Raw genomic sequence first — 12601 nt, 5'->3', positions numbered from 1 at the left:
CCCCCAACACCTCCACCTCCAAGTCACAGGTCCGTTTGAACACAAGGGCACCCCCCAGGGGTGCCGTCGGGACGCCGGAGCCGGCCGTGCCCAAGCGGCACCCGCGGCTCCCGCCGCCACCGCCACCGCCGGCGCCGCTGCCGGAGCAGCCGCTGCGACTGGCTGCCGACGCACTGTTCGGTTTCGACAGTGCCGTGCTCAGTGCCACCGGACAGCAGGCAGTGCAGGGCGTGCTGGCGCAGGTGCGTGAGGCCAGCCAGGTGCAGTCGATCCAGGTGGTCGGCTACACCGACCGCATCGGCAGCGCTGCCTACAACCAGACGCTGTCGCAGCGGCGCGCCGAGGCGGTGCGCCTGGCCCTGGTACAGGGCGGCGTATCGGCGGCGAGCATCAGTGCCGAAGGTCGGGGCGCGGCGGAACCGCTGGTGCAGTGCGACCAGCGCAACCGGCGCGAACTGATCGCCTGCCTGGCGCCCAACCGCCGGGTGCAGATCGCTGGCGTGGCCCGAGCGCACTGAATCCCCGTGCCGGGGCCCGCCCCGGCATCCCGAGTCCCCCCTGTCCTGCCGGCAGGACGTGGAAACGTCTCCCCCGTTTTCCACGCCTGCCGGTGGGCAGGTTTCTTCCCTGGTACACCTGATGAATGCCCAATTCCTGCCCTTGTCCATGAAGACGGAAGCCACTCTCAGCGTGTACGGCCAGCTCGGCAACCATGCGGTGGTGCGCATTCCCGGGCGCCGGCTGCCGGGCTTGATCCTGCAGGCCGACACCGTTGCCGGCTTCCTCACCCAGCTGCAGGAGGCGCAGGCCTGCCTGCGCAGCGGCCGCGCGCAGCGGGCCGATGCCGAGCTGGACATGCTGGTCGACATGCTCGAGCAGTGGTACGCGCTGATCGAATCGCGGTTGGCCGATGCAGGCGAGGCGCTGTAGAGAAGAGGGGACGGAGGGGATCAAGTCGTTTCCCTTACAGCCGGGGCATGAACGACTTGATTCCCTCCGTCCCCTTTTCTGTTGCTAGGTGCGGGCGCGGATCATCCAGCAGGCGGCTTCCACCCGTACGCGATCACCGTCGATGAACGGTGCGAACGCGGCCAGCGCCTGTTGCAGCAGTGCAGCGGCGCGTTCGACAGGCAGCGCGCGCAGGGCCAGGCCCACGGGCCCGAGCTGGCCGACGTAGCTGGCAAGCGCATCACGGGTGAGGAAACAGGTCAGGTCCAGCGGCGATACGTCCACGTCCTGCCATCCGGCACTCTGCAGCAGCTGGCGCACCCGCTCGCCATCGGCGAAGGCGAACTGTCCTGGTGCACCCGGTGCTCGCGCTGGCAGCACCAACTGGTCCGCAAGGGCGCGCTCGGCGGTGGTCATGAACGGATTTTCCTGCGCACTGCGCCAGGCGATGAAGCGCAGGCCTGCGCCGGCTCGGGCGGCACGGTGCAGGTTGGCGAAGGCGGCCTGCGTGTCCTCGAAGAACATCACCCCGAACCGCGACTGGATCCAGTCGTAGCGCGCCGTTGCGAAGGCATGGCGCTGCGCATCGGCCACGATGAAGTCGATGTCGCGCCCGATCGCAGCGGCACGCTGGCGGGCGAGGGTGAGCATCGGTGCGGAGATGTCGACGCCGGTGCAATGCACATCGGGACGCGCCGTGGCGGCGGTCAGCGTACTGGCGCCGGTGCCACAGCCGATGTCCAGCAGTTCCGTGACGGCAGCCGGCAGCTCGTCGCGCAGTGCATCGGCCATCGGTTGGAACAAGCCGTCCAGCAGGGTCTGCTGCGCGACCCAGTTCTCGCCAGCAGGGCCGTTCCAGAGCGTGTTCTGATCGAGCGGGAGTGAATCGGCCATGGGCTTGCCTTGCGCGGGGAGTGCGACCATGGTGGCGCTTGAAGCCCACTTGAGGTCAAGCACGATGCGGGAACTGGATATCGGTGAGGTGGTGCGCCGCAGCGGTGTACCGGCCTCCACCCTGCGCTACTACGAGCAGCTGGGCCTGTTGCAGGTGCTGGGGCGGCGCGGCCTGCGCCGGCAGTACCACGAAAAGGTGCTGGAACGGTTGGCGTTGATCGGTCTGGGGCAGTCAGCCGGTCTGTCGCTGCAGCAGATCGGCGCGGCGATGCCACAGGGGGCAGGGCTCGCATTGGACCGCACGGCGTTGCTGGCCCAGGCCGATGCGTTGCAGCGGCAGATCCGCGGATTGCAGCGGGTGCAGGAACGGCTGCGGCGGGCTGCGGCCTGTCCACACGCCGAGGATGCGCGGCGCTGCGCCTCGTTCCGCAGACTGCTGCGTGCGCAGCAGCGCCTGGCGCGTGCATGAGCAGTAGAGCAACGCCATGCGTGGTTGAACTGCCGACACGCGTTCAATCGCGGGTGCTGACTTCCCACGTGGCGTGCAGCACGCCCGGCACCTGCTCCATCCGCGCCAGCACCACGTCCAGCTCGTCGGCGCTGACCGCCGTGCTGACCAGGACTGCGATCACATCGGTAGGTGCATCGGCGTGCTCGACCAGCTGTACGTCGCCGACGGGGTACTGTGCCGCTTCCAGTGCATCGACCAGACGCTCGCGCACGCGCGGCACCGCGTCGGCATCCACGCTCAGGCGCACTTCGTAGGTCGCTTCGCTGGCGGCTTCGTTGATCGGGATGCGGTTGATCGCGTTCACCAGTGGCCGCAGCAGGGTGTTGCCGGCGATGATCAGTACGGTCAGCAGCACGCCTTCGGCCAGCATGTCCGCACCGGTACAGCTGCCCACGGCAGCCGAGCACCACAGCGTCGCGGCGGTGTTCAGGCCGCGCACGTTCATGCCTTCCTTCATGATCACGCCGGCGCCGAGGAAGCCGACACCCGAGACCACGTACGAGATCACCCGCACGGCCTCGGCGCTGCCGGCGATGCGCATGCCCAGATCAACGAAGGCGGCAGCGCCAACGGCCACCAGCACATTGGTACGCAGGCCGGCCGTACGCTGCCGGTATTGGCGCTCGGCGCCGATCAGGGTGCCGAGCACGAACGCCGCCAGCAGGCTGACCACGGTGTCGGCGAAGGGGCCGGACTGGAAGGTTTCGATGAAGCGCATGGCCGCAGTCTACCTCCCGCAGGTGACAGTAGATCCACGCCATGCGTGGATGGGTGGGCCGAGGACATCATCCACGCATGGCGTGGATCTACTCGTCGACGCGCTCGCCCATCATTTCGCGCTGGCGCTTGTCCAGTTCCTCCGCATAGCGCTTGCGCACGAATGCTTCGGACACCACGCCCAGCACCTGGCCATCGTCGGCCACCACCGCCAGCTCGTCGGCCTGGGTCTGGTCGAACCGCTGCATCACGCTCACCACGTCCGCGCTGGCGGCAAGCGCCACGTCGCGGTTCTCGGCGAACGTGCCCACCACGTCCTCGGGCTTCACGCCGTCGCCGAACAGGCGCGGAATCTGCACGATGCCAGCGTAGCGGCCTTCACTGTCGATCAGGATCACCCGGCTGCCCGAGCCCAGCGGGAAGCGCTGGCGGAAGGCGGCGGCATCGAGGTCGGCCGGGGCGGTGGCTACACCCTTGCGCATCATCCGCCCGGCGTTGAGGTTGTGCACCCAGCCGATGTCACGCGCGCTCTTGATGGTCTCCCCGCGCAGATGCATGCGCCAGGTCGAGAAGGAATAGCCGAACCACTGGCGCACCAGGGTGCTGGACACCAGTACGGCGCTCATCACCACGCTGGTCAGCAGGAAATCGTGGGTGCCTTCCAGCACCAGCATGGCCATGGTCATCGGCGCGCCAACCACGGCCGCGGCCAGCGCGGCCATGCCGGCCAGCGCCGCCGACGTGGCGTCGACCACCGGTACGCCAGTGGCCATCGCCAGCAGCCCGGCAAACAGCGTGCCGACCAGGGTGCCCATGAACAGCGAGGCGAAGAACAAGCCGCCGCGGAAGCCGAAACCCAGCGAGATGCCCGAGGCCAGGCATTTGAGGGTCAGCAGTCCGCCGATCCAGATCAGCGGCAGATGGGTGGTCAGGTCCAGGTGCAGCGCTCCGTGGCCGGACGACAGTACCTGTGGGCTGGCCAGTGCCAGCGGAATCAGCAGCAGGCCGCCCACTACCGGGCGCCCCCACAGCGGCAACGGGCTGCGCTTGACCGTGCCCTCGATGGAGGCGATCAGGCGCATCACCGCGATGCCGACCATCGCACAGCAGCAGCCGAGCAGGCCGTAGATCGCATAGTCGGCTGCGCGCACGTCGATGGTGGATGCCGCCGGCAGCAGATAGGCTTCCACGCCGGCCTGGTCGGCAACGAAGGCGCCGGCCAGCGCCGCAACCGCCACCGGCGCCAGTGCGGCCGGGGTGTAGGCACCGATGACGATCTCAAAGGCATAGAACGCCCCCGCAAGCGGTGCGTCGAAGGCTGCGGCGATCGCACCGGCCGCGCCGGCCCCGACCAGGATGCGCACGTCGTTGCGGCGCAGGCGCATCACACGCCCCAGTTGCGAGCCGCTGCCCGCACCCATCTGCGTGTACGACGCTTCCAGTCCGACCGACGCGCCGCAGCCATTGGAGACCAGGGTCTGGGTCAGCACGATCAGGTTGTCGCGCATCGACATGCGGCCGCCGTGCAGCGCGTTGGCTTCCACGGCATCCAGCAGGGGGCGTTTGAGGCGCGTTGCAGCGAGGCTGACCAGGCCCACCACCAGGCCGCCCAGCGGCAGTACCAGCAGCGCGGTCCAGGTCAGCGCGGGCAGTGAGCTCAGGCGCATGCCCTCGTCCAGCCCATACAGCGCCGTCTGCAGGGTGCGTGCCAGCCCAGCCTGCAACAGGGTCAGGCCACCGGCGATCAGCCCGACCAGCAGGGCCAGGGCGATGAACCACAGGTCGCTGCCGCGCAGGCGCAGACGCAGGCCCTGGAAGGCCAGATGCAGGCGCGATGGCGAAGCGGCGGACGACATGGTGGCGGCATGATACGCCGCCACCGTGAGCGCCACCGTCACCGCATCAGGCGGTTACCGCGCTTAGAAGCGGTAGCGGCCCTGCACGTAGAACGTGCGCGGTGCGCCCACCATGCGGCCGGCGTTGCCATCCACGTTGCGGGTATACCAGCGCTTGTCGGCCAGATTGTTCACGCCCACCGCAACTTCGCTGTCGGCCAGCCACGGCAGCTGCCAGGCGGCCTGCGCGTTCCACAGGCGTACGCCCGGCACGCGGCCTACGCGCGCATCGGCGGTTTCGTTCCAGGTGTTGGCGGCATCGGAGAACTGGCCGCTCTGGTGGGTGCTGGACACGTTGAAGGTCCAGGCGGCCAGCGCATAACGGGCGCCGATGCTGTCGGTATCGCGCGAATAGAACGGCACATCCAGGCCACGATTGTCGCCGGACTGCTGGATGGCCTTGGTCCAGGTGTAGTTCGCGTACAGCTCCAGCCCGGCCAGCGCGCTGCTCTCGGCGAAGCGGTATTCGATCGCGCTTTCCACACCCTTGTGGTCGGTGGCGCCGATGTTCTGGAACGTGGGCGGGGTGATGCCCGGAATCTGCAGGATCTGGTTGTCGAAGCGCATCTTGAACACGGTCACTTCCGCACGCAGCGCGCCATCCTGCCAGCGTGCGCCCAGCTCGGTGGTCTTGGCGATTTCCGGGTTCAGCGGATTGGTCGCGCTCTGCGAGTTGAGCTGGATGTTCTGCACCGGCCCGAACGAGGTGGTGTAGTTGCCGAACACGGTCAGCTGCGGGGTCAGCAGGTAGGCGACGTTGAGCGAGGGCAGGGCCTTGTCGTTGCGGCTGCTGAAGGTCGCGCCGCCACCGGCCTGCCGGCGGTCCATGTCTATCCACTCCATGCGCACGCCGGGGGTGATCCGCCACTGGCCGATGGCGATGCGGTCATCGACGTAGAACGAGTGCGCATCGGTAGCGTTGTCGAAGCGGGTGGTGGCACTTTCCACGCCGGTGCGGCGCACCACCGTGTAGCTGCGGTCGTTGCCGCGCTCGCGCAGGAAGCGGTAGCCGGCGGTGATGTCGTGCACGCTGCTGCCCCAGTGCAGGCGTTGGGTGTAGCGCGGTTCGATGCCGAGCACGCGGTAGTCGCGCGGCTGCACGGTGATCTGGGTGTTGGCGGCGTTGATCAGCGAGCTGGCGCGGTTGCTTTCGTTGTAATACGCAAGCACCTCGAACTCGCTGTTCTGCGATAGCGTGTTGGTGTAGCCCAGGTCGATGCCGGTGCGATGGCCCTTCCAGAAGTCGGTCGGCCGGGTGTTCTGGAACGGATCGGTCTCGTACTGGGCGCGGGACAGGCCACCGGGGGTCAGCGAGCGCACGTCGTAGTACGAGAGCTTGGCGCGCAGTTCCTGTTGTGCATCGATGGCATAGGCAAACTTCAGTGCCAGGTCATCGAAGCGGTCAACGCTGCCCTGGCGCCAGCCGCGGCCGTCCTGCCCGGAATACAGCAGGGCGGCACCCAGGCCGTTGTCGGCGGTGCCGCCGAGGAACGCGTTGTACTGGGTGCTGTCGCCGCCGCCGTGGTCGTACGCGCTGTAGCGCACGCCGGCCTCGCCGTGCAGGCCGGCCGCGGTCGGAATCGCACGGGTGCTGAAGTTGATGATGCCGCCGACATTCTGCGGCCCGTAGCGCACCGCACCGCCGCCACGCACCACGTCGATCGACTCGATGTTGGCCAGGCTGGCCGGGGCGAACGACAGCTGCGGCTGCCCGTACGGCGCAACCGCCAGCGGCACGCCGTCCAGCAGTACGGTCGAGCGCGGCGAGTAGCGGCCGGTCAGGCCACGCACGCCGATGTTGAGCGACACCGAGCTGCCGGCGGTGCCGGAGTTGTCGGTGACCTGCACGCCGGGAATGCGGCGCATGGCATCGCCCAGGCTGGCGGCGCCGCTGGCCTCGATGCGCTGGCGATCAACCACGGTACGTGCGCCGGCGAAGCTCTTGACGCTGTCGTGCAGGCCGGTGCCCAGCCAGCTGCCCGATACCTGGATGCTGTCGAGCGTGGTGGCGCTGTCCTGTGCGAAGGCGCTGGCAGCCGGGATCAGGCACAGGGCGAGGGCGGCGGCCAAGGGCAGGCGGGCCGGTTGCAGGGCAGGGATGGGCATCGTTGCGGGCAGTGGAAGGGTGTAAATGAGAATTATTGCTGATTCCATTCGCCATTGGAATCGGCACACGGTTCAGCGCTTTGACCCGGTGGTAAAGTGGTCAATTGCCTCCTGACCCGCTGAGATCCGCCATGTCCACTGCTGCTTTCTACCCCGTCGGAACCCCTGGCCAGCCGTGGGGCGTGGCGGAACGGGAGCAGTGGCGTGCGCGCCAGCAGCGCCTGCGTCGTTACGACGAGGAAGTGCTGCCGCGCATCGATGCACTGGCCGGGCGCTTCGACAAGGTGGCCTACGGCCAGCTCGACTATGCAGGCGAGACCTACACCCTGTTGGCCCTGCGCAGCCGCGACTGGAACCCGGCATTGCCGGCCGCGCTGGTAACCGGCGGTGTACACGGCTATGAGACCAGTGGCGTGCTGGGCGCGCTGGAATTCCTCGAAAAGCATGCCGCCACATACGCCGGCAAGGCCAACCTGCTGGTCGCGCCGTGCGTGAATCCGTGGGGCTTCGAGCGCATCAACCGTTGGAACTTCGATGCGATCGACCCGAACCGCAACTTCCGCGAAGACGGCCCGGCCCGCGAATCAACGGCGCTGATCGAACTGATCGCACCGTTGAAGGGCCAGTTCGTGCTGCACATCGACCTGCACGAGACCACCGACAGCGACGAGAGCGAGTTCCGTCCCGCACTTGCCGCGCGCGACGGCAAGCCGTTCGAACCGGGCCTGATTCCCGATGGCTTCTACCTGGTGGACGACAGCGAGAATCCGCAGCCGGCGTTCCAGCAGGCCGTGGTTGCCGAAGTGGAGAAGGTCACCCATATCGCGCCGGCCGACGACAAGGGCGAGATCATCGGTTCGCCGGTGGTCGCGCACGGCGTGATCGAGTACGCGCTGGTGCCGCTGGGCCTGTGCGCCGGTATCACCGGGGCGAAGTACACCACCACCACCGAGGTCTACCCGGACAGCCCGCGGGCGACGCCGCAGCAGTGCAACGACGCGCAGGTGGCGGCGGTGTGCTCGGCGCTGGATTACGCGCTCGCCCATCGTTGATTTGTAGAGCCGAGCGTATGCTCGGCTGGACCTGGAAATTCAGCCGAGCATGGCTCGGCTCTACTCACCCCAATGCTTCGGCCCACCACAATGCCGCCGGCCCCGGCGGCGTATCGCGCCGCCACACCAGGTCACTGTGGATGCGGCGCGGCCAGCCAGGCACGCGCAGCTCCAGCAGGCGGCCACGGTCGTAGCGCTGCACCAGCGCACGCGGCAGCTCGGCCCAGCCGATGCCGTCCTCGGCCATCTCCATCACCATCAGGTAGTCCGACGCGGTCCATGCCGGTCCGCTGATCGGCGGCGCGTGGTCGACCTGCGCGCTCAGCCGCACCTGCCGGTGCCGGGCCAGTTGCGCGGCCGCGCGCACGCCGGCCTGCGCCAGCGGATGATCGCTGGCCACATACACCGCCAGTTCGCTGTGGTGGGCCAGGGGCTGGGCTACCAGCGCATCGGGATACTGCGCCTGCCGCGGCAGCAGTCCCAGCCCGGCGCGGCCAGCATCCACCAGTTCCAGCACGTCCCGTCCCTCGGCATCCAGCCATTCCAGCTCGATCTCGGGAAATGCCTCGGCAAACCGCTGCAGCACACGTTGCGCTGGATCGAGCTGGTAGACATCAGAGAACACCACGGTCAGGCGTGGCTCCACCGGCGCCGCCAGGCGCACGCTCAGCTGCTGCAGGCGCGCGTCGGCGGCGAGGATTTCCTGCGCGTGGCCCAACACCTGCCGACCGGCGTCGGTCAGCTGTGGATAGCGGCCGCTGCGATCGAACAGCACCATGCCCAGGTCCGCCTCCAGATGGGCGATGGCGGTACTGACCGTGGACTGGGTCTTGCGCAGCCGGCGCGCGGCCGCCGAGAACGAGCCCAGCGCGGCGGCCTCTACGAAGGCCTGCAGGGATTCAGGGGAATAGGGCATTGATCCATCGCTCCTGTCGATGGAATCCATTTTGATACCACCGCAAAAGACGATGATACTGGCCGCCGTCGCCCCTGTCTGCGGGGCGTTCCGGATCATCCACGCACGGCGTGGATCTATTGATGACGGGGCGCGGTCCCCGTCCCGCAAGGAGCTTCACATGTCCCGTACCGTTCCCGCCCGTGGCGCCTTCGTCGCCTGGGCCTGCCTGACCGTGGCGATCGTCGCCGAAGTGGTCGGCACGTCCTTCATGGCCCATGCCGCCCGCGATGGCGGCTGGACCGGCTATCTGATCATGGCCGGTGCGCTGGCGCTGTCCTATTACTTCCTGGCGCTGTCGGTGCGCCGCATCGCCGTCGGCGTTGCCTATGCGGTGTGGGAAGGCCTTGGCCTGACCCTGCTGACCGTGGTCGGCATCAGCGTGTTCGGTGAGAGCCTGTCGCTGCAGCAGCTGGCCGGTCTGGTGCTGGCGGTGGTCGGCATCGTCTGTGTCACCCTCGGGGAGGCGCACTGATGAACATGATGGCCCTGTTTTTCGTGATCTGCTCGGCGCTGATCGATGTGGCCGCCAACATGATGGTGGCCAAGTCCGATGGCTTCCGTCGCTGGCGCTGGGGTGTCGGCGCCATCGTGCTGGTCTGGATCGCCTTCGCCCTGCTGGGCCAGGCCGTGCGCTACATGGACCTGGCCACCGCCTATGCGATGTGGGGCGCGATCGGCGTGATCGGCACGGCCACCTGCGCCCGCCTGTTGTTCGGCAACCGCCTGCGCCCGATTGGTTGGGTTGGCATTGGCCTGGTCACTGTGGCGGTGTTGCTGCTCAGTACGTCTTGAACCCGGCTTGATTGCGGCGATCAGTGAGGTGGCCGACACTCAGGCTTTCCCGCAACGGAGTGCCCGCATGTTCAGTCACGTCACCGTCGGAACCAACGACATGGCGATCTCCCGCCGCTTCTACGATGCGTTGTTCACCGCCGTCGGCGCCCGCGCAGGCGTGTTCGATGACGAGGGCAAGCTGGTCTACATCAAGGATGGGCGCATGTTCATGGTCATTCCGCCCATCGATGGACAGGCGGCATGCCACGCCAACGGTGGCACCATCGGCTTTGCGCTGGCAGACCCACAGGCGGTGCATGCCTGGCAGGAAGCGGGCGTGGCCCATGGCGGTACTGCGGTGGAAGACCCGGCTGGCGTGCGGCAGAAGGCCGGGCGCCAGTTGTACCTGGCCTACCTGCGTGATCCGGACGGCAACAAGCTGTGCGCCGTGCATGTGATGGGTTGAATCATCGCCGCTGGACGCGGCGTGTCGTAATCGGACCAGCGTGACCCCGGCGCCCGACGCGCCCGCAAGGCCCCAGGCGCGCGCGTAGCACGGAACACCGGCCGATCGTGCCTGCGTGGTGCCACGACTTCATCCTGTGTCCACTGCTGTTCATCCAGAATCCGCCGGCTTACTTTCTGATCGATCCGGAGATGGCTGCCCATGGAAGCACTGGAGCCTCAACATCAGCCGGTGCGAACCCTGCGGCCCGTCTTCGCCTTCGCGGCGATCGTCGTCGTTGCCTTCGCACTGTTCGTTAGCCTGTTTCCGCTCGGCGCCGGTCGCCTGCTGGTCAAGGCGCAGGACTGGGCTGCGCTCAATGTCGGCTGGTACTACCTGCTGGCGATGACCCTGTACCTGGTGTTCGTGGTCGGCGTGGCGTTGTCCAAGTACGGCGGCATCAAGCTCGGTGCCGACCATGACGAACCGGAATTCAGCTATCTCTCCTGGGCCGGCATGCTGTTCGCTGCAGGCATCAGCATCACCCTGTTCTTCTTCTGCGTTTCCGAACCGCTGACCCACTACCTGCAGCCGCCACAGGGTGATGGCGCAGCGGGCGAGGCCGGTGCACGCCAGGCCATGCAGCTGCTGTTCCTGCACTGGGGCCTGCATGGTTGGGGCGTATTCGCGCTGGCGGCGATGGCGATGGCCTATTTCGCCTACCGGCACAACCTGCCTTTGGCCTTGCGCTCGGCGCTGTATCCCCTGATCGGCAAGCGCATCAACGGCCCGATCGGTTACACCGTCGATGCCTTGGGCATCGTCGCCACGGTGTTCGGCATTGGTGCGGACATGGGCTTCGGCGTGCTGCATTTCAACGCCGGCCTGTCACACCTGTTCAATGTGCCGCACTCCAACCTGGTGCAGATCCTGCTGGTGGTGGCGATGATGGGCGCGGCCGTCGCGGTGGCTGTGTCCGGGGTGGAGAAGGGCGTGCGCTGGATGGCCAACATCAACATGCTGCTGGCGATCGCGCTGGTGCTGTTCATGCTCTGCGCCGGCCCCACCCAGTACCTGCTCAGTACGCTGATGCAGAACCTGGGCGATTACCTGGGCAGCGTGGTGGGCAAGAGTTTCGACGTGTACGCCTACGGTGGCCGTCCGGAATGGCTGGGCGGTTGGACGGTGTTCTACTGGGCCTGGTGGATCGGCTGGGCGCCGTTCGTCGGCCTGTTCATCGCGCGCATCTCGCGCGGCCGCACCATCCGCGAGTTCGTGTTCGGCGTGCTGCTGATTCCGCTCGGTTTCACCCTGGCGTGGCTGTCGATCTTCGGCAACAGCGCGCTGGACCAGGTGTTGCACCATGGCCAGCAGCAGTTGGCACAGCTGGCGGTGGATGATCCACCGACGGTGCTGTATGCGTTGCTGGATGGCTACCCGTGGAGCAAGGCGGTGATCGGGGTGACCGTGCTGGTCAGCTTCATCTTCTTCGTGACGTCGGCCGATTCCGGCGCGGTGGTGCTGTCCACGCTGTCCTCGCATGGCGGTGCGCCGGAGGACGATGGCCCACGCTGGCTGCGTGTGTTCTGGGGCACGGTGATCGCGGTGCTGACTGCCGGCCTGCTGCTGGCCGGCAGCATCGATGCGCTGAAATCCGCGGTGGTGCTGGCCTCGTTGCCGTTCTCGGCGGTGCTGCTGTTGATGATGTGGGGCCTGACCCGTGCCTTCAGTGACGAGTCGCACCGCAAGCGCGCGCAGCAGTTCAGGCCATCGCCGCTGATCGGCGATGATCGCCACCACCAGGGCTGGCGCCAGCGCCTGACCCAGGCCATGCACTTCCCGGTACGCGACCAGGTGTACCGCTTCATGGACGACACCGTGAAGCCGGCGATGGAGGCGGTGGCCGAGCAGCTGCGTGAGCAGGGCTGGGACGTGCAGACGCGCTTCGAAGCGGGCGACATGGAGCTGTCAGTCAACCACGGTGAGCAGCAGGACTTCCTGTACCGGGTGATCCTCAGTGGCTACCTGACCCCGTCCTTCGCCGCGCAGCAGCTGCGCAACCAGCGCTACTACCGCGCCGAAGTACATCTGTACGAAGGCAGCCAGGACTACGACCTGGTCGGCTACAACCGCAAGCAGATCATCAACGACATCATCAGCCAGTACGAACGGCACCTGCAGTTCCTGCACCTGAGCCGTTGATGCAGCCACGCCGGGCATGGCCCGGCCTTCGATGGGTGCGGACCGTTGGTCCGCACACGCCTGTAGAGCCGAGCCCACGCTCGGCTCCGACGGAAGAGC

The 12601-nt window shown here is 67.4% G+C and carries 12 protein-coding genes and 1 pseudogene; 8 read left to right on the top strand and 5 right to left on the bottom strand.

All coding sequences use genetic code 11. The features are described 5' to 3' along the window. Nucleotides 1-110: 110 nt before the first annotated feature. Together GIW57_RS00790 and GIW57_RS00785 are read left to right on the top strand one after the other, a co-directional pair. Nucleotides 111-518: pseudogene (locus tag GIW57_RS00790) on the top strand (OmpA family protein); the annotation flags it as partial. 121 nt (nt 519-639) lie between these two features. Beyond that, nucleotides 640-930, top strand: a complete 291-nt coding sequence (locus GIW57_RS00785) for a hypothetical protein (protein WP_170929478.1) — start codon at nt 640-642, stop codon at nt 928-930. Nucleotides 931-1014: 84 nt separating this feature from the next. Here the strand turns inward: GIW57_RS00785 and GIW57_RS00780 are convergent, their stop codons facing one another. Continuing rightward, nucleotides 1015-1842, bottom strand: coding sequence for a class I SAM-dependent methyltransferase (locus GIW57_RS00780; RefSeq protein ID WP_100465643.1), 828 nt, complete (start codon nt 1840-1842; stop codon nt 1015-1017). 64 nt (nt 1843-1906) lie between these two features. On the opposite strand from GIW57_RS00780, the gene GIW57_RS00775 reads away from it, so the two are divergent. Continuing rightward, nucleotides 1907-2311 carry a MerR family transcriptional regulator gene (locus tag GIW57_RS00775; RefSeq protein ID WP_100465642.1) on the top strand — a complete coding sequence of 135 codons (405 nt, stop codon included), beginning with the start codon at nt 1907-1909 and terminating at the stop codon, nt 2309-2311. Nucleotides 2312-2354: 43 nt separating this feature from the next. Here the strand turns inward: GIW57_RS00775 and GIW57_RS00770 are convergent, their stop codons facing one another. From GIW57_RS00770 to GIW57_RS00760, 3 genes are all read right to left on the bottom strand, one after another. Then, on the bottom strand, nt 2355-3071 hold the full coding sequence (locus GIW57_RS00770; RefSeq protein WP_099818727.1) for an MgtC/SapB family protein: 717 nt from the start codon (nt 3069-3071) through the stop codon (nt 2355-2357). Nucleotides 3072-3159: 88 nt separating this feature from the next. Next, nucleotides 3160-4926 carry a chloride channel protein gene (locus GIW57_RS00765; RefSeq protein WP_236508870.1) on the bottom strand — a complete coding sequence of 589 codons (1767 nt, stop codon included), beginning with the start codon at nt 4924-4926 and terminating at the stop codon, nt 3160-3162. Between the two features lie 63 nt (nt 4927-4989). Continuing rightward, nucleotides 4990-7071, bottom strand: a complete 2082-nt coding sequence (locus GIW57_RS00760) for a TonB-dependent siderophore receptor (RefSeq protein ID WP_236508869.1) — start codon at nt 7069-7071, stop codon at nt 4990-4992. Nucleotides 7072-7202: 131 nt separating this feature from the next. Here GIW57_RS00760 and GIW57_RS00755 point away from each other — a divergent pair, with 131 nt between their 5' ends. Continuing rightward, nucleotides 7203-8123, top strand: coding sequence for a M14 family metallocarboxypeptidase (locus tag GIW57_RS00755; protein ID WP_100465639.1), 921 nt, complete (start codon nt 7203-7205; stop codon nt 8121-8123). Between the two features lie 64 nt (nt 8124-8187). Here GIW57_RS00755 and GIW57_RS00750 read toward each other — a convergent pair whose 3' ends face one another. Continuing rightward, nucleotides 8188-9039, bottom strand: coding sequence for a LysR family transcriptional regulator (locus GIW57_RS00750; RefSeq protein ID WP_033831329.1), 852 nt, complete (start codon nt 9037-9039; stop codon nt 8188-8190). A 160-nt stretch (nt 9040-9199) separates the two neighbouring features. Here GIW57_RS00750 and GIW57_RS00745 point away from each other — a divergent pair, with 160 nt between their 5' ends. From GIW57_RS00745 to betT, 4 genes are all read left to right on the top strand, one after another. Then, nucleotides 9200-9553 (top strand): SMR family transporter, encoded by a 354-nt coding sequence (locus tag GIW57_RS00745; RefSeq protein WP_089235904.1) that lies wholly within the window; start codon nt 9200-9202, stop codon nt 9551-9553. Next, entirely contained in the window at nt 9553-9873 is a 321-nt protein-coding gene (locus tag GIW57_RS00740; protein ID WP_236508868.1) for a multidrug efflux SMR transporter, read from the top strand. Before GIW57_RS00745 ends, GIW57_RS00740 begins: the two co-directional genes overlap by 1 nt. Nucleotides 9874-9940: 67 nt before the next feature. Then, a complete protein-coding gene (locus GIW57_RS00735) occupies nt 9941-10321 on the top strand; it encodes a VOC family protein (RefSeq protein ID WP_236508867.1) in 381 nt (126 codons plus the stop codon). A gap of 201 nt (nt 10322-10522) precedes the next feature. After that, nucleotides 10523-12502, top strand: a complete 1980-nt coding sequence (betT, locus tag GIW57_RS00730; protein WP_236508866.1) for a choline BCCT transporter BetT — start codon at nt 10523-10525, stop codon at nt 12500-12502. Nucleotides 12503-12601: the final 99 nt, after the last annotated feature.

This window comes from Stenotrophomonas sp. PA-6-5C (assembly GCF_021605635.1).
Classification (GTDB): Bacteria; Pseudomonadota; Gammaproteobacteria; order Xanthomonadales; family Xanthomonadaceae; genus Stenotrophomonas; species Stenotrophomonas lactitubi.
This window is presented reverse-complemented; position numbering and strand designations above follow the sequence as displayed.

What these genes read in the sequence shown, in the direction of transcription:
- GIW57_RS00740 (WP_236508868.1), top strand. Translation starts at nt 9,553, where the DNA reads ATGAACATGATGGCCCTGTTTTTCGTGATCTGCTCGGCGCTGATCGAT.
- GIW57_RS00765 (WP_236508870.1), bottom strand. Translation starts at nt 4,926, where the DNA reads ATGTCGTCCGCCGCTTCGCCATCGCGCCTGCATCTGGCCTTCCAGGGC.
- GIW57_RS00735 (WP_236508867.1), top strand. Translation starts at nt 9,941, where the DNA reads ATGTTCAGTCACGTCACCGTCGGAACCAACGACATGGCGATCTCCCGC.
- GIW57_RS00785 (WP_170929478.1), top strand. Translation starts at nt 640, where the DNA reads ATGAATGCCCAATTCCTGCCCTTGTCCATGAAGACGGAAGCCACTCTC.
- GIW57_RS00760 (WP_236508869.1), bottom strand. Translation starts at nt 7,071, where the DNA reads ATGCCCATCCCTGCCCTGCAACCGGCCCGCCTGCCCTTGGCCGCCGCC.
- GIW57_RS00750 (WP_033831329.1), bottom strand. Translation starts at nt 9,039, where the DNA reads ATGCCCTATTCCCCTGAATCCCTGCAGGCCTTCGTAGAGGCCGCCGCG.
- GIW57_RS00770 (WP_099818727.1), bottom strand. Translation starts at nt 3,071, where the DNA reads ATGCGCTTCATCGAAACCTTCCAGTCCGGCCCCTTCGCCGACACCGTG.
- betT (WP_236508866.1), top strand. Translation starts at nt 10,523, where the DNA reads ATGGAAGCACTGGAGCCTCAACATCAGCCGGTGCGAACCCTGCGGCCC.
- GIW57_RS00745 (WP_089235904.1), top strand. Translation starts at nt 9,200, where the DNA reads ATGTCCCGTACCGTTCCCGCCCGTGGCGCCTTCGTCGCCTGGGCCTGC.
- GIW57_RS00775 (WP_100465642.1), top strand. Translation starts at nt 1,907, where the DNA reads ATGCGGGAACTGGATATCGGTGAGGTGGTGCGCCGCAGCGGTGTACCG.
- GIW57_RS00755 (WP_100465639.1), top strand. Translation starts at nt 7,203, where the DNA reads ATGTCCACTGCTGCTTTCTACCCCGTCGGAACCCCTGGCCAGCCGTGG.
- GIW57_RS00780 (WP_100465643.1), bottom strand. Translation starts at nt 1,842, where the DNA reads ATGGCCGATTCACTCCCGCTCGATCAGAACACGCTCTGGAACGGCCCT.